This is a genomic window from Proteus sp. fly-1013, assembly GCF_040140245.1.
GTDB lineage: Bacteria > Pseudomonadota > Gammaproteobacteria > Enterobacterales > Enterobacteriaceae > Proteus > Proteus mirabilis_B.
In genome coordinates, this window is sequence record NZ_JBEEWD010000009.1 from 62861 (window position 1) to 88595 (window position 25735).

The 25735-nt window shown below is 36.6% G+C and carries 23 protein-coding genes; 12 read left to right on the top strand and 11 right to left on the bottom strand.

The features are described 5' to 3' along the window. Positions 1 to 84 precede the first annotated feature (84 nt). The 5 genes from rpsO (at position 85) to ABN236_RS16275 (ending at position 6446) form a co-directional block, all read left to right on the top strand. Positions 85 to 354 (top strand): 30S ribosomal protein S15, encoded by a 270-nt coding sequence (rpsO, locus tag ABN236_RS16255; RefSeq protein ID WP_088493979.1) that lies wholly within the window; start codon positions 85 to 87, stop codon positions 352 to 354. Positions 355 to 604: 250 nt separating this feature from the next. Beyond that, positions 605 to 2734 (top strand): polyribonucleotide nucleotidyltransferase, encoded by a 2130-nt coding sequence (gene pnp, locus ABN236_RS16260; protein ID WP_098941351.1) that lies wholly within the window; start codon positions 605 to 607, stop codon positions 2732 to 2734. A 112-nt stretch (positions 2735 to 2846) separates the two neighbouring features. Next, positions 2847 to 3734 (top strand): lipoprotein NlpI, encoded by an 888-nt coding sequence (nlpI, locus tag ABN236_RS16265; RefSeq protein WP_165121825.1) that lies wholly within the window; start codon positions 2847 to 2849, stop codon positions 3732 to 3734. 171 nt (positions 3735 to 3905) lie between these two features. Continuing rightward, a complete protein-coding gene (locus ABN236_RS16270) occupies positions 3906 to 5804 on the top strand; it encodes a DEAD/DEAH family ATP-dependent RNA helicase (RefSeq protein ID WP_160229903.1) in 1899 nt (632 codons plus the stop codon). A gap of 141 nt (positions 5805 to 5945) precedes the next feature. Continuing rightward, on the top strand, positions 5946 to 6446 hold the full coding sequence (locus tag ABN236_RS16275; RefSeq protein ID WP_349474408.1) for a hypothetical protein: 501 nt from the start codon (positions 5946 to 5948) through the stop codon (positions 6444 to 6446). A 4-nt stretch (positions 6447 to 6450) separates the two neighbouring features. Here the strand turns inward: ABN236_RS16275 and ABN236_RS16280 are convergent, their stop codons facing one another. From ABN236_RS16280 to ABN236_RS16300, 5 genes are all read right to left on the bottom strand, one after another. Beyond that, positions 6451 to 7335 carry a zinc-binding metallopeptidase family protein gene (locus ABN236_RS16280; protein WP_349474409.1) on the bottom strand — a complete coding sequence of 295 codons (885 nt, stop codon included), beginning with the start codon at positions 7333 to 7335 and terminating at the stop codon, positions 6451 to 6453. Between the two features lie 59 nt (positions 7336 to 7394). Then, positions 7395 to 9674 (bottom strand): DEAD/DEAH box helicase, encoded by a 2280-nt coding sequence (locus ABN236_RS16285; protein WP_349474410.1) that lies wholly within the window; start codon positions 9672 to 9674, stop codon positions 7395 to 7397. Positions 9675 to 9687: 13 nt separating this feature from the next. Further along, on the bottom strand, positions 9688 to 11028 hold the full coding sequence (locus ABN236_RS16290; protein WP_349474411.1) for a radical SAM/SPASM domain-containing protein: 1341 nt from the start codon (positions 11026 to 11028) through the stop codon (positions 9688 to 9690). A gap of 836 nt (positions 11029 to 11864) precedes the next feature. After that, positions 11865 to 12581 carry a two-component system response regulator BtsR gene (btsR, locus tag ABN236_RS16295; RefSeq protein WP_023583566.1) on the bottom strand — a complete coding sequence of 239 codons (717 nt, stop codon included), beginning with the start codon at positions 12579 to 12581 and terminating at the stop codon, positions 11865 to 11867. Positions 12582 to 12583: 2 nt separating this feature from the next. Beyond that, a complete protein-coding gene (locus tag ABN236_RS16300; protein ID WP_349474412.1) occupies positions 12584 to 14287 on the bottom strand; it encodes a LytS/YhcK type 5TM receptor domain-containing protein in 1704 nt (567 codons plus the stop codon). A 234-nt stretch (positions 14288 to 14521) separates the two neighbouring features. On the opposite strand from ABN236_RS16300, the gene ABN236_RS16305 reads away from it, so the two are divergent. From ABN236_RS16305 to ABN236_RS16315, 3 genes are read left to right on the top strand one after another with little or no spacing between them, the layout of a single operon-like run. Then, positions 14522 to 15493, top strand: coding sequence for an HlyD family secretion protein (locus ABN236_RS16305; protein WP_349474413.1), 972 nt, complete (start codon positions 14522 to 14524; stop codon positions 15491 to 15493). Between the two features lie 9 nt (positions 15494 to 15502). After that, entirely contained in the window at positions 15503 to 16648 is a 1146-nt protein-coding gene (locus ABN236_RS16310; protein WP_088493973.1) for an ABC transporter permease, read from the top strand. Next, positions 16648 to 17808, top strand: a complete 1161-nt coding sequence (locus tag ABN236_RS16315) for an ABC transporter permease (RefSeq protein ID WP_349474446.1) — start codon at positions 16648 to 16650, stop codon at positions 17806 to 17808. Before ABN236_RS16310 ends, ABN236_RS16315 begins: the two co-directional genes overlap by 1 nt. A gap of 83 nt (positions 17809 to 17891) precedes the next feature. On the opposite strand, the gene ABN236_RS16320 is transcribed toward ABN236_RS16315, so the two are convergent. Then, positions 17892 to 18770, bottom strand: coding sequence for a U32 family peptidase (locus ABN236_RS16320; protein WP_349474414.1), 879 nt, complete (start codon positions 18768 to 18770; stop codon positions 17892 to 17894). 13 nt (positions 18771 to 18783) lie between these two features. Continuing rightward, a complete protein-coding gene (gene ubiU, locus ABN236_RS16325; protein ID WP_088493968.1) occupies positions 18784 to 19779 on the bottom strand; it encodes a ubiquinone anaerobic biosynthesis protein UbiU in 996 nt (331 codons plus the stop codon). A 216-nt stretch (positions 19780 to 19995) separates the two neighbouring features. On the opposite strand from ubiU, the gene ubiT reads away from it, so the two are divergent. Together ubiT and ABN236_RS16335 are read left to right on the top strand one after the other, a co-directional pair. After that, a complete protein-coding gene (ubiT, locus tag ABN236_RS16330) occupies positions 19996 to 20529 on the top strand; it encodes a ubiquinone anaerobic biosynthesis accessory factor UbiT (protein ID WP_006535669.1) in 534 nt (177 codons plus the stop codon). Then, positions 20523 to 21029 (top strand): GNAT family N-acetyltransferase, encoded by a 507-nt coding sequence (locus tag ABN236_RS16335; protein WP_088493967.1) that lies wholly within the window; start codon positions 20523 to 20525, stop codon positions 21027 to 21029. Before ubiT ends, ABN236_RS16335 begins: the two co-directional genes overlap by 7 nt. A gap of 2 nt (positions 21030 to 21031) precedes the next feature. Here ABN236_RS16335 and ABN236_RS16340 read toward each other — a convergent pair whose 3' ends face one another. Next, the gene (locus ABN236_RS16340; RefSeq protein WP_318620673.1) at positions 21032 to 21322 is read right to left on the bottom strand and encodes a GIY-YIG nuclease family protein; all 291 of its coding nucleotides are present in this window, start codon (positions 21320 to 21322) and stop codon (positions 21032 to 21034) included. A gap of 287 nt (positions 21323 to 21609) precedes the next feature. Here ABN236_RS16340 and ABN236_RS16345 point away from each other — a divergent pair, with 287 nt between their 5' ends. Together ABN236_RS16345 and ABN236_RS16350 are read left to right on the top strand one after the other, a co-directional pair. After that, a complete protein-coding gene (locus ABN236_RS16345; RefSeq protein ID WP_075673608.1) occupies positions 21610 to 21861 on the top strand; it encodes a YdgH/BhsA/McbA-like domain containing protein in 252 nt (83 codons plus the stop codon). Between the two features lie 114 nt (positions 21862 to 21975). Continuing rightward, complete coding sequence (locus ABN236_RS16350; protein WP_349474415.1) at positions 21976 to 22416, top strand: YhbP family protein; 441 nt, start codon at positions 21976 to 21978, stop codon at positions 22414 to 22416. 20 nt (positions 22417 to 22436) lie between these two features. Here ABN236_RS16350 and ABN236_RS16355 read toward each other — a convergent pair whose 3' ends face one another. From ABN236_RS16355 to nrdD, 3 genes are all read right to left on the bottom strand, one after another. Then, on the bottom strand, positions 22437 to 22799 hold the full coding sequence (locus tag ABN236_RS16355; protein WP_349474416.1) for a hypothetical protein: 363 nt from the start codon (positions 22797 to 22799) through the stop codon (positions 22437 to 22439). Between the two features lie 161 nt (positions 22800 to 22960). Next, a complete protein-coding gene (gene nrdG, locus ABN236_RS16360; RefSeq protein WP_349474417.1) occupies positions 22961 to 23425 on the bottom strand; it encodes an anaerobic ribonucleoside-triphosphate reductase-activating protein in 465 nt (154 codons plus the stop codon). Positions 23426 to 23429: 4 nt separating this feature from the next. Beyond that, a complete protein-coding gene (nrdD, locus tag ABN236_RS16365; RefSeq protein WP_088493962.1) occupies positions 23430 to 25568 on the bottom strand; it encodes an anaerobic ribonucleoside-triphosphate reductase in 2139 nt (712 codons plus the stop codon). Between the last annotated feature and the right edge of the window lie 167 nt (positions 25569 to 25735).

Here is a 25735-nt window from a genome sequence, read left to right on the forward strand (position 1 = left end):
TGCGGCTATCTGTTTGGGTGGCTGAGTTGGATAGCTGAATTAGAGATTGGCTATCTGAAAATTTTACTTAATTTGGAGTTTATTATGTCTCTAAGTACTGAAGCGAAAGCACAAATCGTTGCTGAATTTGGTCGTTGCGCTAACGATACTGGCTCAAGCGAAGTTCAGATTGCACTGCTGACTGCAGAAATCAACCACCTGCAAGGTCACTTTTCAGAGCACAAAAAAGATCACCACAGCCGTCGTGGTCTGCTGCGTAAAGTTTCCAGCCGTCGTAATCTGCTGGACTACCTGAAGCGTAAAGATGTTGCTCGTTACTCTGCACTGATTGAACGCTTAGGTCTGCGTCGCTAATCAAACGAGTTTCAGTGGAAAGGGGCCTGTTGGCCCCTTTTCTACTAGAAAGTGCTATTTTTAATACTAGTCGTTATGTTTTAATGTGGTGATTGTTATTTAGTCTCTCTAGTTACGACAATTCGCGCGGCTAATGAAAGTATTTATCGCCAAATGGTTAATATTTTCATTAGTCGCGAGGGGACGTAGCGGAGAAAAGATCATTCATCGTCGCTAAACATCTGGCGACAATAAGATAAAGGATATTATTTTGCTGAATCCTACAGTTCGTAAATTTCAATACGGTCAACATACTGTTTCATTAGAAACTGGTATGATGGCTCGTCAAGCAACAGCCGCTGTTATGGTTGACATGGACGGCACCGCTGTTTTTGTTACCGTTGTTGCAAAGAAAAAAGTTAAAGCTGGACAAGATTTCTTCCCATTAACTGTTAACTACCAAGAGCGTTCATACGCTGCTGGTCGTATCCCTGGTAGCTTCTTCCGTCGTGAAGGCCGCCCTGGTGAAGGCGAAACGTTAATTGCACGTTTAATTGACCGCCCTTTACGTCCATTATTCCCAGAAGGTTTCTTAAACGAAATTCAAATCGTTGCTACCGTTGTTTCTGTTAACCCACAAGTTAACCCAGATATCGTTGCAATGATTGGTGCTTCTGCGGTATTAGCGCTGTCAGGTGTTCCATTCAATGGCCCTATCGGTGGTGCTCGTGTTGGTTTTATCGATGGACAATATGTTCTAAACCCAACAGTTGATGAGCTGAAAGTTAGTAAATTAGACTTAGTGGTTGCAGGTACTGCAGGCGCGGTACTGATGGTAGAATCAGAAGCTGATTTATTATCAGAAGAAGAAATGTTAGGTGCAGTTGTATTTGGTCATGATCAACAACAAGTTGTGATCGAAAACATCAATGCATTAGTGGCAGAAGTTGGTAAAGAGAAATGGGATTGGGCGCCAGAAGCTATCAACCAAACTTTACACGACCGTATTGCACAATTAGCGCAAGCTCGTATTGGTGATGCTTACCGTATCACTGAAAAACAAGAGCGTTATGAACAAATTGAAGCTATCCGCGATGAAGTTATCGCGACATTAGTTGCTGAAGATGAAACTTTAGATGAAGCTGAAATCAGCGAAATCTTCTCAGGTCTTGAGAAAAATATCGTTCGTGCTCGCGTATTAGCTGGCGAACCACGTATCGATGGCCGTGAAAAAGACATGGTACGTGCATTAGATATTCGCACTGGCTTATTACCACGTACTCACGGTTCAGCACTGTTTACTCGTGGTGAAACTCAGGCACTGGTTACTGCAACATTAGGTACTGCACGTGATGCTCAAACTATTGATGACATCATGGGTGAGCACACTGATACTTTCTTACTGCACTATAACTTCCCTCCATACTCTGTTGGTGAAACAGGTATGATGGGTTCACCAAAACGTCGCGAAATCGGTCATGGCCGTTTAGCAAAACGTGGTGTGTTAGCAGTAATGCCAACAATTGAAGAATTCCCATATACCGTTCGTGTGGTTTCTGAAATCACTGAATCAAATGGTTCATCTTCAATGGCGTCTGTTTGTGGTGCTTCTTTAGCACTGATGGATGCTGGTGTACCAATTAAAGAATCTGTTGCAGGTATTGCAATGGGTCTAGTGAAAGAAGGCGACAACTTTGTTGTTCTTTCCGATATTCTGGGTGATGAAGACCATTTAGGCGATATGGACTTTAAAGTTGCGGGTAGCCGTAACGGTGTCAGCGCATTACAAATGGATATCAAAATCGAAGGTATCACTCGCGAAATCATGCAAGTTGCATTAAACCAAGCGAAAAGCGCACGTCTACATATTTTAGGCGTAATGGAAGATGCAATTAGCCAACCTCGTGCTGATATTTCTGAATTCGCACCGCGCATTCATACTATCAAAATTAATCCAGACAAGATCAAAGACGTTATCGGTAAAGGTGGCTCAGTTATCCGTGCATTAACGGAAGAAACAGGCACAACTATCGAAATCGAAGATGATGGTACAGTGAAGATTGCTGCAACAAGTGGCGACCAAGCAAAACAAGCTATCGCTCGTATCGAAGAAATCACGGCTGAAGTTGAAGTGGGTCGTATCTACAACGGTAAAGTAACTCGTATTGTAGATTTCGGTGCATTCGTTGCTATCGGTGGCGGCAAAGAAGGTCTGGTTCATATTTCTCAAATCGCAGACAAACGCGTTGAGAAAGTGAGTGACTACTTGGAAATGGGTCAAGAAGTTCCAGTTAAAGTACTGGAAATTGACCGTCAAGGCCGTATTCGCTTAAGCATGAAAGAAGCTCAAGCTAATCAGCAGGAAGCAACAGAAACTTCTTCTGAAGATTCTGCGAATTAATGATATTCTACTACCGATATCTAGACATAGGTATCGGTAGAGACTTATTATGATTGACAAGTAGGACGTCTAGAACGCTTTTTGTTGAAAGGTCTGACTTTGGGAGTGAGAAATGAAAACATTTCTGCGCAGTTGTTCTATTGCTGTTTTCATCTTTATTTCCGGATGCAGCACTAGTCCAGAATGGCGTCAGAATGCGATTTTTGCCACACCATTGCAGCCTTCTTTACAACAAGAAGTGATATTGGCTCGTATAGAACAAATCCTAGCGAGCCGCTCATTAACCGAAGATGAATACGCACAGCTTTTATATGAGCGTGGTGTGCTGTATGATAGCCTCGGTTTACGAGCTTTAGCGCGTAATGATTTTTCAATGGCGCTATCAATACGACCAGATATGCTAGAAATTTTTAATTTTCTAGGTATCTATTTTACGCAGGCAGCAAATTACGATGCTGCTTATGAAGCGTTTGATTCTGTTTTAGAGCTTGATCCAACTTACAATAATGCGCGTTTTAATCGTGGTATCGCTTCGTACTACGGTGGCCGATTGAAATTGGCGCAGGATGATCTGCAGGCGTTTTATCAGGTCGATCCAAATGATCCCATTCGTTCGCTTTGGTTATATCTTGTAGAAAAAGAGATAAACACTGATTTGGCTAAACAACAGCTAAAACAGCGATACCAGCAGGCGGATAAAACGGGGCAATGGGGATGGAATATAGTTGAGTTTTATTTAGGCAACATTAATGAGAAAACATTAATGTTGAAATTAAATGAGGCTTCAACCGATAACACTTCGCTCGCTGAGCATCTTAGTGAAACTAACTTCTATTTAGGTAAGTATTACCTAAGTCTGGGGGACATGGATAGCGCAGAAGCGTTATTCAAGCTGACGGTTGCCAACAACGCACATAACTTTGTTGAGCACCGCTACGCATTGTTGGAATTAGCACTGTTAGGCCAACAAGAAGACCTAGCGGAATCGGACCAGCAATAGCTGACGAACATTTCTCTGATCAGTTTGAAAGCCATCATCTACATAGGATGAGGGCTTGTTTGTTCGTTTAATAATATAATTTGAGCCAGTTCACATTTTAGATGATAAAGACCGACAAACCATGCGGTATGTTATGTCAACTGGCTGCCATAATGAATGAGGCACAGTGACATGACTACTGAAACCGATATGACTTTTGCTGATCTAGGTTTATCAGCACCTATTTTGACTGCACTGAATGACTTAGGCTACGAGAAGCCTTCTCCAATTCAGCAACAATGTATTCCTTTCCTTTTAAACGGCAATGATGTTTTAGGTATGGCACAGACAGGTAGTGGTAAAACTGCCGCATTTAGCCTGCCATTATTACACAATCTTGATGAATCATTAAAAGCACCACAAATTTTAGTTTTAGCACCGACTCGTGAACTTGCGGTTCAGGTTGCTGAAGCAATTGAAGATTTCTCTAAGCATTTACCAAAAGTAAATGTTGTTGCACTGTATGGTGGTCAGCGTTACGACGTTCAATTACGTGCGTTACGCCAAGGACCACAAGTTGTTGTGGGTACACCGGGTCGTTTATTAGACCATTTAAACCGTGGCACATTAGATTTATCTAAACTGAAAGGTTTAGTATTAGATGAAGCTGATGAAATGTTACGTATGGGCTTTATTGAAGATGTTGAAAACATTTTAAGTAAGATCCCAGCAGAACACCAAACTGCACTGTTCTCTGCAACAATGCCAGAAGCTATTCGTCGTATTACTCGTCGTTTCATGAATGATCCGAAAGAAGTACGCATTCAAAGTAGCGTAACAACACGTCCAGACATTAGCCAAAGCTATTGGATGACATTCGGCGCACGTAAAAACGAAGCATTAATTCGTTTCTTAGAAGCTGAAGATTTTGATGCTGCGATTATTTTCGTTCGTACTAAAAACGCAACATTAGAAGTTGCTGAAGCTTTAGAGCGTAATGGTTATAACAGTGCGGCGTTAAATGGTGATATGAACCAATCACTGCGTGAGCAAACACTAGAGCGTCTGAAAAATGGTCGTTTAGACATTTTAATCGCGACTGACGTTGCTGCTCGTGGTCTTGACGTTGACCGCATCAGCCTTGTTGTGAACTATGATATCCCAATGGATTCAGAGTCTTATGTTCACCGTATTGGTCGTACAGGTCGTGCGGGTCGTGCGGGTCGTGCAATTTTATTCGTTGATAACCGTGAGCGTCGTTTACTGCGCAATATCGAACGTACAATGAAGATGACTATTCCTGAAGTAGAACTGCCAAATGCAGAACTTATCAGCCAACGTCGTCAGGAAAAATTTGCACAGCAAATCGCGCAACAATTAGAAACTAGCAACCTTGATCAGTATCGTGCTCTGTTACCTAAATTAGCTCCACAAGGTGAAGAAGCACTAGATATGGAAACACTGGCTGCGGTATTACTGAAAATGGCTCAAGGTGAGCGTGCGCTTATCCTGCCACCAGATCCAGTTCGTCGTCCTCGTCGTGAATTTAACGATCGTGACGATCGTCGTGGTGATGATCGCCGTCGAGGTGATAATGATCGTGAGCGTTCTCCTCGTCGTGAACGTCGTGATGCTGGCGAAATGGATTTATACCGTATCGAAGTGGGTCGTGATGATGGTGTTGAAGTTCGTCATATCGTTGGTGCGATTGCTAACGAAGGCGATATCAGCAGCCGTTACATTGGTAATATCAAACTGTATGGTTCTCACTCAACCATCGAATTACCAAAAGGTATGCCAACAGACTTATTAAGCCATTTCACACGTACACGTATTATGAACAAACCACTGAATATGCAATTAGTGGGTGATGCTCAATCTCAGCCTTTCCGTGAGCGTCGTAATAACAGCCGTCGTGATGGTCAGCCACAAGGTGGTCGTCGTTTTAACAATGGTGATCAACCACAACGTCGTGGTAATAATGACCGCGGTGGTGAGCGTAGTAACGATCGTGGTGGCGAGCGCGGTAACTTCCGTAGCCGTAACAACGAAGGTACTCCTCGTCGTCGTAGCAGCTCTCATAACCAATAAGAGCTTGCATTCACTCAATATTAAATTGAGTTGATGATAAAAAATTGAAACCAGTCAACGAAAGTTGGCTGGTTTTTTTTATGCTTATTTTAATGATATAAAATCTATCACGACTCATTTCTATCAATAATAGGAAAGCTTATGCAAGCCAATCAATTAGCATTACGTTGTATTCAGCAAGATATTGATACGCAACGTACAGACTTTAATTTTTATATTGATGGTAAAGCATTGGATGAGTGGTTAGGATTTGATAAACAAACGGATTTACGCTTTTCAGATTTTGACTTAGATCTCTTTGCTGTTGATAAAGCTCGCTTCCCTAATTACGATCGTCATAAAATTATTCATAGTAAAATAGAACAATATTTAGGAAATAAACCTGTTTATACTCAATTAGATAATAATCGATTGGTACTGTATCGCTGTCATTGTGGTTGTGATTATTGCTCTGTGATCTCTTGTGATTTAGAAATTACAGAAAATCAGGTGAAGTGGAATAATATTGCTTATGAAGATGGGTTAGATAAAGAAGACGCACTAGAGCTTGATGAACATGGTATTACACTTATTGAACAGCTTATTTTTGATCGTAAGCAGTATCAGCAAGTTTTTAATGAGTATTTAGAACAATATTTATAAAAAGCTATATATTTTCAATATAGGATATTAGAGAACTGTATACACAATTTATATCATTAACTAAAACCACTTCATTTAAACTATGCATAAATGAAGTTGGGTAAGAAAAAATAATATATGGTATATTTTTATTTCTAATATCATTGCTGATAATATCTATTTCAGTACCTGTTTTATTATTAACAAGGCTTAGTTGATATGAAATTTCTTCTTTATTTAATTCATTTATAAATCTCTGACTTTTAGATAGGGAATAGTTTGGAGAAAAGCTTATTACTGAACCTCTGCCACTATTACAGTCATCTTCTATTGTTGAAAATGCATCAATACATATTAAGTTTTTACTATCAAATAAGAAATCAGGGTATTTACAGTTTCTGATTTCTTCTTGAGTTGTAAATAATAAAGTAATATTTAAATTACTTTTTATTATTGTTGGCAATATTTCTAATGCTAGATATATACCGACTTTATTATCTAATCCTTTACCTATTACTACTTCATCGTTTACATTAAATTGATTTTTAAAATATAATGGTTTTTTATTTAATTCTTTTGATTTACAAGATGTTTTAAAATATAAATTTAAAGGGACAAGGTCATTTCCATATAAATCAACTTCTGATTTCATTGAAACCAAACCTACAATATCTTCAACTACAGCTATAGCACCTAAGTAGGTTATATTGACAGGGGAGCCAATAGGATTTAGTAGATATTGATGATCTTTTTCTTCAATTAATTGAAATCCAACTTCATCAACATGAATGACAAAAATAATATCTTTAGAATTATTAGTACTATTACTAATCTCTAACCACTCATTTTCTCTTTTTATTTTTAATTTTTCATTAATTTTTAGAGCATAATCTTGAATGTAAGATAACATAATAAACTCATATCCAGAGTATGAATTTATTGATAATAGTTCTGATAATAGTTTTATGTTCATTTTAATAATTCAATATAGTCTTTAAGATTGAATGAATTATCAGTAAATGATTCAGTTATCTTTCTTTTGTATTTTAATAATTCTAAAATTTTCTCCTCAATAGAGTCTTCATATATAGGTATATATACATTAACAGTTTTATTTTGCCCCATACGATGAACTCTAGAGATAGCTTGATTTTCTATGGCAGGGTTCCACCAAGAATTATATATAATGACTGTATTAGCCTCAACCAAATTTAAACCAACCCCACCAACATGTAAAGAACTAAGTAATATTTTGCATTCTTTTCTTTTTGTGAATCTCTCAATTTCATCTTTTCTTTTTAGTGTTGATACATTTCCATCAATTCTTGCAATATTTATTCCTTTTTTTTCTAATCTTTTTTCAAACTCATCTAAGACACCAACGAATACGCTAAATAAGACAATTTTATTATTAGTATTTATTGAGTCATAAATAATTTTCTCAACTTTATCAGCTTTAGGTGAATATGTACTAATGTTTAAATCTGGAAAATTATCAATAATTAATTGCGGAAGAGAACAAAGTTGTCTTAATCTTAATAGTGCATCTAAAGCCATAAAACTGTGTGCACCTTTATTTTTTGAAAGATTATATATGAATTGTTTTCTGATAATATCATAGGTATATCTCATATTATCATCCATTTTTATTTTTATATATTCTACATTACAATCCGGTAGATTAATAACTTCTTCTTTTTTTCTTACTAATATATAATTTTCAAAAAATGATTTTATAATTAAAACTTTATTTTCACTAATTTCTGATTTATATGTATCATTATTCTGAATAGAGTTCCATGTAGCTAATTCACTATGCATAGATATAATTTCAATTATATTTAATAGATCATTTTCTGAATTTTCAACAGGACTTCCTGTTAATAATATTTTGAACGGTATATCCAATTCATTAATTCGTTCCCATAATTTAGTATGATTATTTTTTATTCTTTGTGCTTCATCAAATATTAATAAATTATAACACTTATCTAATATATCATTTTTTATTTTTGATAATTCACAAGATATTATATTTATTCCCGTGGTTAATTCGGAATCCTTATTTTCAATAAGGTGTGTTTTTTTTAATAATGAAGGGTAAAATTTTTTAATCTCATTAAGCCAATTATACTTTAATGATGATGGACATATAATAATACAATTAAAATTGTCATCATTTAAATAGGCTAAAACAGATAGAGATTGAATTGTTTTACCTAATCCCATTTCATCAGCTAATAAAACTCCTTTTTGTTTTTTTTGATATTTATCTAAAATCCATTGTATTCCATATTTTTGATGATCTTTTAAATCGCCAGAGAATCCTAAATTTTTTAATTCTATTTCTAAATCGTAACTATTTTTTGGTAATAAAATATCTTTAAAAGCTGAGTGAGTGTTTTTATTTACTCTTGAAATTATTTGATCTTTATTTTTTTTATTATTTTCAGTTTCATTATTATTAAAATCGGTAAATGATGAGTATTGTTTATTACTAATATAGTTGGTAATAATTCTATCATTAATTATTTCATCTGTATTTATAGATGTTGAATCTAACCAATCTATATTATAATCATTATTTGATTTAAATGAGTTCTTTCCACTTTTTGATGCACTGCTTTTTATTAATAAGATCAATTTGTTATTTCTTATATATTTTGTTGATAATTGATTGAATATATCAAAATCAATAATATTCATTATCCATATATACTCATTAATATATTTTGATATATATTCACTTAAATCTGGATATTTATTTATAACATTGTCTTTTAATTCTTTATATATCGGTATAACTTGACTTTCATCAACTCTAATGAAAGGGTTTAATATAATGAAATCTTTTTTAAATTCTATATAAAATACTAAACTTGTAATTTCAATATAATTGTTAAGTTTTTCTTTATATTTTTTTATTATTTTATACTCTGTTCTCTTTAATGATTTTCCTCTAGTAAATTCATATTTTTTAATTCCTTTTCTTTCTGCTTCTTTGTATATCCTTATATAATTATTCTCTTTTTTTTCAATGGTTATTGGAAATTCTAAAAATATAGAGAAGAATTTTAATTCTAATAATATATCATTGTATTTCTTTGAAAATATAGAATTGGCACTATCTTGAAGAATTGTTTTTTTTCTAATGAATGGCCCTATAGTATTGTTATTCCTATTTTTTTGGAGTTCAAAACGTAGGTTATCATTATCTTCTATTAGTATTATTTCAATATCTTCAATCATTATTTCTCCTTATTTATAAATCATAGATATATTTGCTAGCGTTTATCATATTTTTATAAATATTGTTTAATTTTTGCTCGCTACATAAGCGTTTTGGAGTAGGAGATATTTCAATGAAATCATCAATTCTGCATCCACCATTGCATAGATACCGAACAGCACAATATTTACAGGGTTCAATGCTATCTACTGAAGTTATTTCTCTATTTTTTTGCCCTTGTTCTACTAAATAAGACATATCATCAGTCATTGCATTCCCTATTTTTATAGCTGCATCTAATCGATTACATGTATACACATCACCTGTTGATGAAATGGCCAAATTCCCCCATCCACAGTTATTCTCTTTTGGTGTATCACTAAAATAATGTGAAACCCATCTTTTTAATTTTCCATTAGGATATATTTTATCTTCCATATTACTTATAAATTCGAAGTATTCTTTTTCTTCATTCTCTGTTAATAAAATACTATTGTTATCAATGATTTTATGTGTCAAGCGAATAGTCATTTTTTCACTTAGCTTAATAATAAATTTATCTAATTTTTCTTTTTCTTCTTCTGATTTTAAAAATATTGGTGATGGTGTGATAGCTATACTTAAATTTAGATCTAATGAAAGTAACCAGTTTAAGTTACTTCTTGTTATTTCAAAGTTATTATTTCCTCTCATTATTTGGTTGCTAGATTCATCATATCCATCTATGCTTAATTGAATTTCATCAATATTTTTAATTACATTAATACAATCATCTTTATTTTTATATTTTTGCCAAAGAGTTCCATTTGATAATACTGTCAAAGAAAGATGTAATGATTTTATGTATCTACATAATTCAATAAAATCTTTATATAATAGCGGTTCGCCTCCAGATATTGTAACTTCTTTTCCCCCGCAAGATTTAAAATTATCTAAAATTTTTATCCAATTTTCTAATGATAAAGTTTCTTTGCTAAGTTCAGTGGAGTTTCTATAACAATGAGGACAAGATAAGTTGCAAAGGTCAGTTAGATATATAAAAAGGCTATCGTTTACAGTGGGTAGTTCTAATTTACTTCCTGCTATATTAAATAAATCAGTATTCATTATTGCCATAATAACATACTGAAGATTCATGTTTTCTTCCGTATATTTTTTAGTTAGCTCTAATATTGAATAACTATTTTCTATTAGGTTAAATATATTTTCTTGCTCATTGTTAAATAGAGTTATATAAACTGATCTACTTGAATCAATAACAATGGTTTTATTATCGAAATGAATTTTTTTTATATTACTCGGTATAGTGAAGACATAGTCAGGAGGTAATTCTATTATTTCTTCAACTGTATTATCTTCAAATGCAGTAGACATTTTCTTTCCTATAAATAATAAAGCCGATCTTGGATCGGCTTTATTATTAAGTTATTAGTTTTGATTTGCTTGGCAACTTTTAAAACAATACATTGCACCACATCTTTTACCAATGTTAACTTTTTTTACTGTCCATTTTATTTTCATATTCTACCTATTAAACTAATTAAATTAATATGATTTATCATGGTATATAAAATAATCTAATTTGCAATGTATTATTGTCTATAATAATAGGTTTGAATTTGATTTAAATCATTAAATTCTTATATCATAGTATTTAAATATTTCTAGTAAGTTAATTTCAATGATAAACAATATACAATGTAAACAATTATATTAATGGTTTTTACTTAATATTTTACGTTTTTAATCCTAATGAGATAATCTTATTTAGTTGCTTTGTTGAAATTTTATTTTTTTAATTATAATTCGAGATTTTAATATAGTAGGTTACTTTTAAATGATTTTAATTTCCTCTGGAACCATAGGTGGTGTCTGCTTTACACTAATTACTATTTTCTTATGTTTACGATTAAATCCGCTTATCATCGCTTGATTAAATAAACGAACTTCGGCTCTTGATAATCTACCTTCTATTTTTCTAAAAGATGAATAACCACATTTCTTTTTTACAAAAAAAGTGAGGGATTAATATCATGCTTGCCAAGCGCGATATAAATAGCTTCAATAGTGGGATAAAAATCATCAATTAACATACTACTATGAAAAAATCACGCTGTATGGGAGACTCTTTTTGAGTGTGAAGAGCACGAACTTCAACACCGTTTTTATAAACCTTAATATAAATAGGTTCCATTCGACTCTTATCCTTATTAACTTAAGCCAATCGCTTCTTTTAACGGTTTAAGATAGCGGCGGCTAACAGGAATTTGGCTGTTATTATGTAATATCAATTCGGCTTGCCCATTATCACCAAAAATAATCTCATTAACATAATCCATATTCACTAAATATTGACGATGGCAACGTACTAATTGTGTTCGTGTTTCTAACGTCCGTAACGTCAATTCTGTAAAGCCTTCTTGGCCTTGATTATTTGTCACATAGACACCACTGAGCCTTGATGTTGCAAATACAGCCTCATCAATTGGCATTAACCAAATACGGCTATGCCCTGTACATGGAATACACTTTAAACGCTCTTCAGGAGGTGTTAAGAGATCGATATTTTGCTTATTACCTTGGCGTAGACGATTTAATGTTTTTGTTAAACGCTCTTGCTCTAATGGCTTAAGTAAATAATCAAAAGCATGTTCTTCAAAAGCTTGGATCGCATACTCTTCAAATGCGGTTAAAAAGACGATATAAGGGCGATGTTCAGGATCAAGCATTGTGACCATTTCAAGGCCAGTAATGCGAGGCATCTGAATATCAAGAAATACAACATCAGGCTTTTTGCGATGTATTTCCCCTATTGCTTCAATCGCATTACTACATTCACCAACAATATGAATATCCTTTTCAACTTCAAGTAAACAACGTAAGTTTTCACGAGCCAGTGGCTCATCATCAACGATTAATATATTCATTGTTATGTAACGTTATCCATACTTTTTTCTAGAGGTAAGCAAATCTTCACCTTTGTATATTCATCGGCTTGGCATTCAACTAAAACACCATAAAGCTCGCCATAGCGTAATTTTAATCGCTTATCCACCAGCCTCATGCCTAAACCTAATTGATGCGACGGGCACTGAGGTTGGTAAAGTCCGGCATTATCACAAATTTCGATAATGATTAAATGATGCTCTTGATGTGCTCTAATTGTAATCTTTCCTGTGTCTAATAACTGTGACGTTCCATGTTTAATTGCATTCTCGACCATCGGTTGAAGAGAAAAAGCCGGTAAGCGTGCATTCGCTAAGCTTTCAGGAATTTGAATATCAATCTGCAAGCGTTCCTGAAAACGCGCTTTCTCGATTTGTAGATAGGCGTTTACATGTTCGATTTCGTCACTTAATGTCACCACCGCTTCTGGTCTTTTTAAATTCTTACGAAAGAAAGCAGAAAGAAATTGCACGAGTTGCTTTGCTTGCTCGCTATCACGTCGAATAACTGCTTGCAGTGTATTTAGTGCATTAAAAAGAAAGTGAGGATTAACCTGAGCATGTAAGAGTTTAATCTCTGATTCTAAAAGCGATTGCTTATTTCGTTCATATTGCCCAGCTAGAATTTGTGCAGATAATAGACTTGCGATACCTTCACCTAAGGTACGATTAATCGAACTAAATAGGCGATTTTTAGCCTCATAAAGTTTTATTGTTCCAATAACTTGATTATTTTCACCTCTTAACGGAATAACTAAGGTTGAACCTAGTTTGCAGTGAGGGGAAAGCGTGCAACGATAGGGCGTTTCATTACCATCAGCATAGACAACTTCATTATTATTAATGGCTTGTTTAGATTGATCTGATGAAATAGGTGTACCCGGTAAATGGTGATCCGCGCCAATGCCAATAAAGGCGAGTAGCTTTTCTCTATCTGTAATGGCTACCGCACTGACTCTTAATTCCTGATAAATCACTTTTGCTACACGGGTGCTATTATCTTGGTTAAATCCTTTACGTAAAATACCTTCAGTACAGACAGCGATTTTTAATGCTTGTGTCGAGAATGCACTGGTATATTTTTCAAATATAGCGCGTCTATCTTGTAATATTCGAATAAACATCGCAGCACCAACAGTATTTGCTACGATCATAGGAGCGGCAATATCTTTAACTAAAGCAAGTGCTTCATTAAACGGACGTGCCAATAATAAGATGATGCTCATCTGTATTATTTCAGCAAAGAAAGTCACCGCAGCGGCTGTCCATGGGTTAAATATTCGATGCATCTGCCCATGTTTTACGTAATAACGGTGAACTAATCCACCAATTAGTCCCTCTGCGATAGTGGAAACCATACAACTTAGTGCTGTCATGCCTCCGAGAGAATAACGATGTAATCCCCCTGTAAAGCCAACAAGAAAGCCGACATAAGGGCCTCCTAACAATCCGCCTAAAACAGAGCCAATGGCACGTGTATTGGCAATAGAATCATTAATATGTAGCCCAAAATAGGTGCCCATAATGCAGAAAATAGAGAATATGACGTAGCACATCAACTTATGTGGTAGTTTTATCGTGACCTGTAAAAGTGGCGTAAATAGCGGTGTTTTGCTTAAAAACCAAGCAATAATTAAATAAACGCACATTTGCTGTAATAACAGCAAAATAAGATCAAATTCATACATAAGTATTGAGTACCGTTCTCTTTTCTATCTGATAAACATAAAAAGTTCAGATAAAACGGGGATATTAATTAGGCGATAAAGTTTGATATAAGAATAACTTAATCGCACTATCAAAGAAAATATTCCTTTGCATCAGTGATCTGGCGCACAAAATTCTTAAAGAAATTCTGAGTTATTGTGTAATATAACTCTGTCAGTGAGTGTTCTACTTCACTATTAAGGTCTAATCGTTATATGAAAAAAAGAGCCATTTATCTTATTTTATTAATGCTAATACTAATTGCATTAGCCGTACTTTTCCGCGCGCATAATCAATATTTATTATTGCAAGGAGAAGTCGATGCTCCAGAAGTCATTGTCGCCTCTAAAGCCAAAGGCCGTGTTATTGAACGCCATATAGAGCGAGGTGATGATGTCAAAAAAGGGCAATTAATGATCACATTAGAAAGCCCTGAACTCAATGCGCAAGTTGCTGCACTTGAGGCAGCCAAAGCACAAGCTCAAGCTCAATTAGATTTGTCATTACATGGCACAAGAGAAGAGAGCATTCGTAATCTAGAAGCGGTGTTATCTCAAGCTAAAGTAGAAGCTGCAAATGCGGCAAGAGATTATCAGCGTATCAGCGCGGTAGCTAATCAAGGCTATGTATCAGCAACAGAGTTGGATAATGCGCGCCGTAGTCGTGATGTTGCGTCACAACGTGTCAGAGGCGCTCAAGCAGAATTGGATGAAGCCAAAAATGGCGATCGCATTGAATTACGTCATAAATACACCGCAGCGGTGCAACAGGCAGAACAACAACTTATTGAGTTGAAGATCCAACAAAACGACTTACAAGTTAAAGCACCAGTAGATGGAGAAGTGGGACCTATTCCTGCGGAGATAGGTGAGCTCTTTAATGCCAATAGTCCACTTGCTACCCTTATTCGTATTCCTGATGCTTATTTTGTTTATAACCTTCGTGAAGACATCTTAGCGGATATTCGCAAAGGTGATCGTATTACTATCATGGTTCCTGCATTAGGTAATAAAGAGGTAGAAGCTGAAATTCGCTATATCGCTCCAATGGGTGACTACGCAACAAAAAGAGCGACAAGAGCAACGGGTGATTTCGATTTAAAAACGTTTGAGATCCGATTGTATCCTGTGACGCCAATTGAAGGGCTTCGCCCCGGTATGAGTGCATTATGGCGTTGGGATAAATAAGGACAAACAATGAGAGTAAAGGCAGCTTGGCGTGGCTTTAGTAGCGCATTCTCACGAGAAACTCATATGGCAGTTCGTAGCCCCGTTTTTCACTGGCTAAGCTGGCTATTTCCATTGATGTTGTTCACGTTAATTAGTGCTAACTTTTCTGAAGGTACACTGCTGAATTTGCCAGTTTCGGTGATTAATAACGATAATAGCCCATTATCGAGAACACTGATCAGAGACTTAAATGCAGGCTCTCATGCGCAATTAAATACGCTAGATGGTAATCCTCGTACAGCAATGGAACGGCTTGGTAGCGCAAAAGATTACGCGATACTCACCATTCCTCGACACTTTGAAAGTAAGGTCTTAGCGGGAAAACAACCCACTACACGTATGTATTACAACGGGTTGTATTATGCGGCTGGGAGCTACGCAATACAGGATTTTAGTGGATTAATTGCAGAGCTTAATGCGCAATACCGTACTGTTTTAGCTCAAGAGATGAATAAACCAGTTCCTCCATTGGCAAAAGTGACGCTCTCTTATGACAGCTTATTTAATGCCAGTGGCAGTTATATCTATTATCAGCAATTTGCAGCTACTATTCATATGCTCCAACTCTTTGTCGTGACTTGTACGATTTATTCGTTATCACGCGGTAATATGCTATTGAATATTAAGCCTTTCACATTTGCCCTTATTGGTAAACTCACGCCTTATACACTGTTTTTCTTAACCTTGTTAATTGTTGAATTGGCGGCATTAGTGCATTTTTCGGGAGCGAAGGTAAACGGTAATCCGCTATATATGGTGCTCGTGGGATTCTTCTATATTATTGCGGCTCAAAGTGTGGGGTTGCTGCTCTTTGCGTTTACCAATAGTGCGATAACGGCATACAGTATGATAGGTATGTTGGTGAGTATTGCATTGGCATTTTCAGGTATGGCTGTACCTGAGCTTTCGATGATCTTACCTGCACAGATTATTTCTAATTTAGAGCCATTAACTCACGCCTTAAATGCCATGTTTGATATCTTCTTAAGAGAAGTATCACTACAAGGTATTTTATATGTTTGTTCGCTCTTGCTGATTTATCCTTTTGCTATCGCCTTCTTAGTTCGCAAACGTATTTTTAAACGATTGGAATTACAGGTAGGTGTTGCATGATGCAGATGTATTTCCAAACTTTTAAGCGCGTTCTACTGGGTATGTTAGAAAAACCGATGTGGATGCTACTTATTGTTTCCCTATGTATTATGAGTTTGGTATATGCCAAACCTGTATTATGGGATTTACCTGTGGCAGTGATTAATCAAGATCATAGCCCCGCAAGCTATTCACTTATTCGGGCATTAAACTCGACACCTAAATTAAGTATTAATAATTACGATAATTTAGATGAAGCTCGTCACGATATGATTATGCGTGAGCTCTTTGCCATCATTATTATTCCAACTGATTTTGAGAAGAAATTACTGAATGGTAAAGATGTCACTGTTCCGGTTTTTGGTGATGCTACAAACCGTCTTGCCAGTGGACAAATTCAGCAAGAATTGATGTTGGCTTATCAACAGTTATTAGATTCTTATAATGGGCGTATTTTACAAAATGCGGGCTTTAGTGTTGAGCAATCGAGAATTCTATTAAAGCCTATTCAAGGTGAAACTATAGCGATGTATAACCCAGGAGTAAGCTTTGCTGCAATTATTTTCCCTGGCTTGTTAGTCATGTTATTACAACACTCGCTCTTAATTGCTTGTGTCCGTGTCAGTATTGCAGTGAGAAGTACACCAAAAGGAAAGCCACCGTTAGCGGTTTATTTAGGGGCATTATCTGCACTTATTCCTATTTGGTTATTTTTATCTACCGTATTCTTTGCATTGTGGCCTTGGGTATTAGGTTATCGCCAAGAAGCTCCTCTTTACCAAGTATGGATGCTCACTTTCCCATTCCTATTGGCTGTATTAGGTCTTGGCAAGCTTATTACAGAGTGCTTACGTAGTGTTGAGATGATTTATCTGACATTGGCGTTTGTAACAACACCCGTATTCTATATTTCCGGCACGATTTGGCCATTACAAGCGATGCCTGACTGGGTATTTGCAATCTCATCCGCACTACCTTCTACATGGGCAGTAAACGCCATGGCTGGTATTAACCAAATGGGATTATCATTCCAAAGCATATTGGGTGATATTGTGATGATGCTGGTTTTAGGCGTGATTTACACTGTGTTAGGTGTGCTGGTGGGTATGTTACGTAATGGCGAGTTAAGGCATATTACGCACCAATTTAAGCATTGGTTACATCATCGCGGTTCTAAATAGTGATTAGAGCACTGAAATGCAAATCCCTTTAGGAAGAATAAATCCACTCTACGATTAGATTGAAATAGAGTGGATAACGAAACTTATTCTACCAACTCCAAGCCTGCCAACTTACGCCAATAGCCATTACAGTCATGGTGATGAATTGTTGTCAGTGGTTGTTGACCTTGTTCATTTTGGCGAAATTGTCGCAAGGTATCAAAAATAGCATCAGATTCGGGAGATAAACGGATAATATCCACTAAGCCTGTCATTGATGTTTGATCGTTACCCAAGTTATAACAATAGCCGCTTTGTGTTTGGATACCATTAAGAACAAATACTTGCTGATTTTCTTGTGAGCGTACTTCACGACCTTGAGGGTATTTTTGACAGCAGGTTTCACAATCATCTTTAGAGCGATTTTCAGAACGAGCAGTAAAACAGCGCGCTGAATAAGCCAAAGGAAGGTGCCCATAAGCCAGTACTTCAACCTCAAACTTATCTCTAATACCTAATGTTTCACATTGGGTTAGAAGGTTACTCAACCATTCGCGAGAAAGCTCAACAGGCATACACCAACGCATCATTCCTTGTTTATGTAACAAACGTAACGCATAAGCGTTGTAGCAATTAAGCCCGTGACCAGCCACAAAAGGAAGATGTCGTTCGTAAAGCATATTGATCACACCAAAATCATGCGCTTCAACTAAAAACTCACCGTTATCAACTAACTTAGCAATTTCTTTTAATTCCGAAGGTGCTTGTAATAATGCTAAGGTAGAAAGCACCACTTGCTTACCGCTTTTAGCGATTTCTTTGGCGAGATTTATCCAATCTTGAGGCTTGGTTTCTCGGCGTTTACTACAAACCGTTTCACCTAAATAAATAATATCAGCATCACTATGTTTTGCTTTTTCATAGAAGGCTTCAAGTGCTTCTTTTTGCCAATAATAAAGTACAGAGCCTAATGCATATTTCATTTTCTTATCCTTATTATTGCCATTTTCGGTGATAAGCACCCAATGTCGTTTGTGTTCCTTCTGAAATTTTTCCTAATGCGTTCATCCAACGAGGGTTAGTACTAAAGCCTTGAGGATCTTTTTTGCATTGATCGATAGCTGCACGCCAAACTCTTGCGACTTCAGTAACATAAGCAGGACTACGTTGACGACCTTCAATTTTGACGGATGCGATATTCATCGCCATTAACTCTGGTAATAGTGAAAGCGTATTGAGGCTCGTAGGCTCTTCTAATGCGTGATAACAGTGATCATCAACAAAATAACGCCCTTTGCATAATGTTGGATAACCAGCATTCTCGTCGGGTGAATAGCGGTCGATAAGTACGTCATTAAGGCGAGATTCCATTCCTTGTGGTGTCTGTTGCCAACGTACAAAACGAGCCGGAGAGCAAGCACCTACGGTATTAGGGGATTCACCAGTTAAATAAGAAGAGAGATAGCATCGACCTTCAGCCATAATACATAAGCTACCAAAGGCAAAAACTTCTAAAGGTACTGGGCTAGTTTGTGCTAACTGTTTTACTTGATGAATAGATAGAACTCGAGGAAGAACAATACGAGCCACATCGAAGTTACGCTGATAAAATTCAATCGCCTGTGTATTGGTTGCTGAAGCTTGCACTGAAACATGGCGCTCAATATGAGGATAACGCTCTGCGGCGTACTCTAACATGGCAATATCCGCCAAAATAAGCGCATCAGCACCTAAAGATGCTGCCATATCAACCGCTTTTTGCCAGCGTTCAAATCCATCAGGGTGAGCAAAGGTATTTATTGCAATATGCAATTTTCGCTGGTGGCGATGAACATAATTAACCGCTTCTTGTAACTTTTTTTCTGTGAAATTTAAACCCGCAAAATGTCTTGCATTCGTATCATCTTTTAAACCGATATAAACGGCATCCGCACCATTATCTATGGCCGCTTTTAAGGCAGGTAAATTACCTGCAGGGCACAGCAATTCCATCTTCACTTCCCTTTAGAAATTAAGAATGATCAGAAATTGTAATGAGCAAGATAAAAAAAGGTTTTGATTTAGGGCAGAGAACTCTGTTTTTTGCTTAAGTAAAATCAAAGAACTCAAAATGTGAACAACGGATTAACCGAATATTGATATAGGATCGCAGAATATCTGTCTATATCTGGCACAATAGCCCGTAATTTTATTTATAGGAGTCCGAACGTGTTTAACAAAATTCGTACCCATTTGGTTAAAGAGGGTCCTCGTTTTTTACGTTACCCTTTACAGGTTACCCCATTTGCTCTGCAACGCGATATCTTAGAACAGTTTTTAAGTTGGCAGTTTCGTGAGTCGTTAGCTGAAGGTGATTTACACTTTTTAGAAGATAAGTGGCTAAAAGTTGAGATAAGAGACTTACATTTACAGTGGTTTATCAGTGTTCGTGATGATAAATTAGTGGTCAGTCGCTTAGAAAAAGAAGATGTCAGCTTTAGCGGAAATGCTAATGATCTTATTTTAATTGCTGCTCGCAAAGAAGATCCTGACACCTTATTTTTCCAACGTCGTCTACAAATTGAGGGTGATACAGAACTCGGGTTATATGTTAAGAACCTGATGGATGCAATTGAATTAGACTCAATGCCATCTGTGTTGCGTTTTGGTTTATTACAACTGGCTGAGTTTGTAAAAAGTGGGCTTCAAGAAGAAAAAGAAGACACTCTGCACAGCCATGAACTGAGCTCAACTTCATGCTAATACGTGTTGAAATTCCCGTTGATATTCCTGCAATTGATAACCTTTTACGCCAAGCGTTTCCGACAGGTAGTGAAGCTGATTTAGTCGGGCATTTACGAGAAGAAGGGTTATTAACATTAGGCATGGTGGCAATTAACGATGAAGGCCAATTAATTGGCTATATCGGTTTTACACCTGTTGATATTGATGGAAAAGATTGCCAGTGGGTAGGACTTGCACCACTTGCTGTTGCGCCTGATTTCCAAAACCAAGGTATTGGACGTCAACTGATTAATGAAGGGCTAGATAGCCTAAATGAATTTGGTTACGGTGCAGTTGTGGTGTTGGGGGAGCCTGAGTACTATCAAAAATCAGGTTTTATTCCAGCTAAGTCACAAGGCTTACATTGCAAATGGCCTGATACAGAAGAGGCTTTTCAGCTTTATGCGTTAGAAAATGGTAATGTTGATGATATCCATGGTTTAGTCAACTATTCACCATTGTTCGATCAATTTAGCTAAGTTTATGTATCCTGTATTAAATACAATGCAATGTCTGAAGGCTGGTCAATGATCAGCTTTTCTTTTTGCGTCTTTTTCAACTGTTTTAATTGGTATTCAAGTTGAGAAGCACGCTGTCTATCGCCAACCTGACAATGAAACTCAAGTAATAAAGGGCCTTTACCTTTCAGCGCCTTAGCACCAGTTCCATTTTGATGTTGTTGAAAACGCCTCTCAACATTTGTCGTGATCCCTGTATAAAGAGAACCAAGACGATTTCTAACAATATAGAGTGACCACATTGTCTCCGTCATCATTTTTTCCTTTTCGTGCTACTTTCTCTTTTGATAAATAATACTTCTTAATTTTTTAAGTGAGTAATTTATCGTTTTATCAAAATGAAATCTATTAGATATATCAATATGTTGTGAAATATTTGTGACAGTAAGTTCCATCATTTAAAAAATAACATTCAATTTTTTTGAAAATGAACAGCAATTATTGCTAATTTTAAAGTTAAACTAAAGCGCATAATATGATCCACATCACAGAGAGACACTCCGCGATACCTAACAAAATTAGAATTTATTTGGAGTTTATTATGAAAAAATCTACATTAATCGCTGCTACATTAGCTTTAAGTGCTATTTCATTCGGTTCAATCGCATCAGATAGCGTATCAAAAAGTCCTTCAGTGAATGGTGAGTATATCACAATCACAGGTAGCGATACTTTAGATGGTTTAACAACTAAAATCGCCCAAATCGCAAAAGATGAAGGTGCAAAAGGCTTTAAAGTTGTAGGCGCAACAGGTGATGATTACCTCACTGTAAATGCTGAAATTTATCGTTAATTTTAACTATTCCCGATAAATAACCTGTAATAAGAGACACGCGGTAAGACGCTCGTTTTGGTGATATAATTATCAACTAAACAGCGTCTCTTTTTGTATCTATACAGGTATATTATGTCTTCTCTAGACTCGATCAAAATAATTAAACAATATATTCGTGATAACCATGTGTTTACCTTATGTACAACACGTTCATTGGGGGATATTTGGTGTGCTAATTGTTTTTATTGGTTTGATGAAAGTCAGATGAGGCTTGTTTTTCTTTCTGAAAAGAAAACACGCCATGCTCAAATGATGCAGGAAAACTTATTAGTTGCTGGAAGTATCTGCACACAAGAAATTGCTGTCTCAGGTTTACAGGGAATTCAATTCACGGGGGCTGTTTCTTTACTAACTGGTAAGGACGACATCAACGCAAGAAAACATTATTGTTTACGCTTTCCTGTCGCATTAGCCGCCATCCATGTGCCTTTATGGGAGCTACAATTGCAAGAAATTAAGATGGTGAATAATCAATTAGGTTTTGGTACTAAGCTCTATTGGCAACGTGATTAAACTTCTTTCTTAACTTTCTGTTATTCCCAAAAATAATGATTTTTTTGTTCCCATCCTTTTAAAGACATACAAGAGGTATAGAAGGTTTTTCTGTCTTCTTGGTTAATGTCTTCAACATAGCTTTCTGTCATTGGTACACGTTCAGTGTAGGTTTTTTTATCACCGCAGTGATCTTTGTCATCTTTACGACACGTCTTTTGCACATCACGATAAACAGTACGTTGTAGCACTTCTTTGCGAATAGGGTAACGAGTATTGGCATCAAATTCACAAAGCATTTTAGCTTCTTGTAATGTGTAATCTGATGAGCCTTTTGGCTCCCAAGTACTGCTACAACCAGAAAGTAAGATTATTGAAAATAAAGAAAAAAGTGCTAATTTCATATCGAATATCATCATAAAAAGAATAGTTAAGAGTGTTAATAATAAAACAAAACTAATCACTTTGACTATCATTTTTGAAAATGATTCGCATTTGATAACGGAGGTGATTAAATGAGAATGATGAAATAAAAAAGCCCACTATAAAAATGGGCTTCTAGATATTATCTCAATTTATGTATTACCTGATTACTGCTACCACGCCACAGTAATGCGGGATCATAAAGTTCTTGTACAAACTTTCCATCAATTAACACGTTAATATAGCTAGCAACTTCTTGTTGCTCTGGGGTCAAGTCTGCCAGTAAATAGCCTGTCCAAACCCAAATATCTTTTTCAGGGCATTCGGTTTTGACTCGTTTTACCAAGTGCAAAATTGTAGATAAATTTTGCGGATGTAAAGGATCACCCCCTGAAAGCGATAATCCTTGTCGTTTAATTCGACTGTCTTGAAGATCCGCAATAATCTGATCTTCCATCTCTTGTGTAAATGGCTTGCCTGACGTTAATGACCACGTTGATTTGTTATAACAGCCTCGGCATTGGTGTATGCACCCTGCAACAAACAGGGTGCAACGAGTGCCAGGACCATTGACAACATCAACAGGGTAATATTGATGGTAATTCACACTCTTAACCTAATTGACCATTTGCCAGATGTTTCACACGACGCTTAACTTCTTCTTGCTTACCCGCATTAAATGGGCGTGAATCTGGGCTACCTAAATATCCACATACACGGCGGATCACTGAAACTCTTGCAGGGTTGTGATTACCACAACGTGGGCAAGTAAAGCCTTTGCTAGTGCAAGAGAACTCACCGGTATAACCACAGTCATAACATTCATCAATCGGAGTATTCGTTCCGTAATAAGGAACGCGGGTATAGCTGTAATCCCACACATCCTCTAATGCTTTAAGGTTATGCTGTAAGTTTGGATATTCGCCGTAACAAATGAAACCGCCATTTGCTAATGGAGGATAAGGCGCTTCAAAATCCAGTTTGTCGTATGGATTTACTTTTTTCTCAACATCTAAGTGGAAGCTATTGGTGTAATAACCTTTATCTGTCACACCCGGTAAAATACCGAATTCAGCTGCATCTAAGCGGCAGAAGCGATCACATAAGTTTTCACTTGGTGTGCTGTAAAGGCTAAAGCCATAACCTGTTTCTGCTTTCCACTGATCTGTTGCTTCACGCAGACGATTAATAATCGCCACTGCTTTTTCTCTTAAGGTTTCATCATCAAAAACGTGTTTTTCAGTACCAAACAGTGCATTAATGGTTTCATGAACACCGATATAACCTAATGAGATTGATGCTCTGCCATTTTTAAAGATTTCAGAGACATTATCATCTGCTTTTAAGCGAACACCACAAGCACCTTCCATATAAAGGATAGGGGCAACACGCGCTTTGACGTTTTCTAAACGAGCAATACGAGTCATCAGTGCTTTTTTCGCTAGTTCGAGGCGATCATCAAGTAGTGACCAGAACGTTGCTTCATCACCTTGAGCTTCAATCGCAATACGCGGTAAGTTCAGGCTGATAACACCGAGGTTATTACGGCCTTCATGGATCATCTCGCCATTTTCTTCGTAAACACCTAAGAAGCTACGGCAACCCATTGGCGTTTTAAATGAACCTGTTACTTTAACGACTTGATCGTAATTTAAGATATCGGGATACATGCGTTTACTTGCACATTCGAGAGCAAGTTGTTTGATATCGTAATTAGGATCACCAAATTTATGGTTTAAGCCATCTTTAATGGCAAAAACAAGTTTAGGGAAAACAGCTGTTTTACGGTTTTTGCCTAAACCAGCCATACGATTTTCAAGAATAGATCGTTGAATTAAACGCGCTTCTTTCGACGTACCAAGGCCAAAACCAAAAGTGACAAATGGGGTTTGTCCATTAGCAGTATGTAGTGTATTAACTTCATACTCTAAAGATTGGAATGCGTCGTAACACTCTTTTTCAGTACGCGCATTAGCATAAGCTTCTTTATCAGCAATCTGCCACTCTTGCGCTACTTTATAGTGTTTGTCATAGCTTGATTTTACAAACGGCGCTAATACTTCATCGATACGATTTATCGTTGTACCACCATAAATATGGCTTGCTACTTGTGCGATAATTTGTGCAGTTACGGCTGTTGCTGTTGAAATAGATTTAGGGGGTTCTATTTCCGCATTTCCCATTTTAAAACCGTTGTTTAACATGCCTTTAAGGTCAATTAGCATACAGTTAAACATTGGGAAAAACGGTGAGTAATCGAGATCATGATAATGAATTTCACCACGCTCATGAGCGAGTACCACATCTCTTGGCAGGATATGCAATTTTGCGTAATGTTTAGCCACAATACCCGCAAGTAAATCACGCTGGGTAGGGATAACCTTACTGTCTTTATTCGCATTTTCATGAAGAATAGAGACATCACTTTGTTCGATAAGACCTCGGATTTCCTGAGTTAGTCTTCCACGTTGCTCACGAGCAACATCTCGGTCATGACGGTATTCAATATAGGCTCTGGCAACATCTTTATGTTCGCCAGCCATCAGCTGATTTTCTACGGCGTCTTGGATCTCACGGATATCGACATTCGAACGTCCTGCGAGAGATTGTGAAACGGATTGCGCGACAGAATCGCAATAATCATCATCAGTGATCTCACAAGCTACGGCGGCTCTTTTGATAGCATCGCTGATGCGGGTTTGGTCAAAAGAGACTTTACATCCGTCTCGTTTTATCACAATGGTTTTCACAATCTTGCTCCTTAACTATTTATCCACAGGCTCAAATCCCATAAAAACAGGTGATGGCACAGCATTCAGGCTTATTGTGGATAAGATGTGTATAATTACTATATGTTGTAGGTCGGTATGTATTAAAGCACAATATATAGTAATTGAAAGAGAAATAATCTTCATTA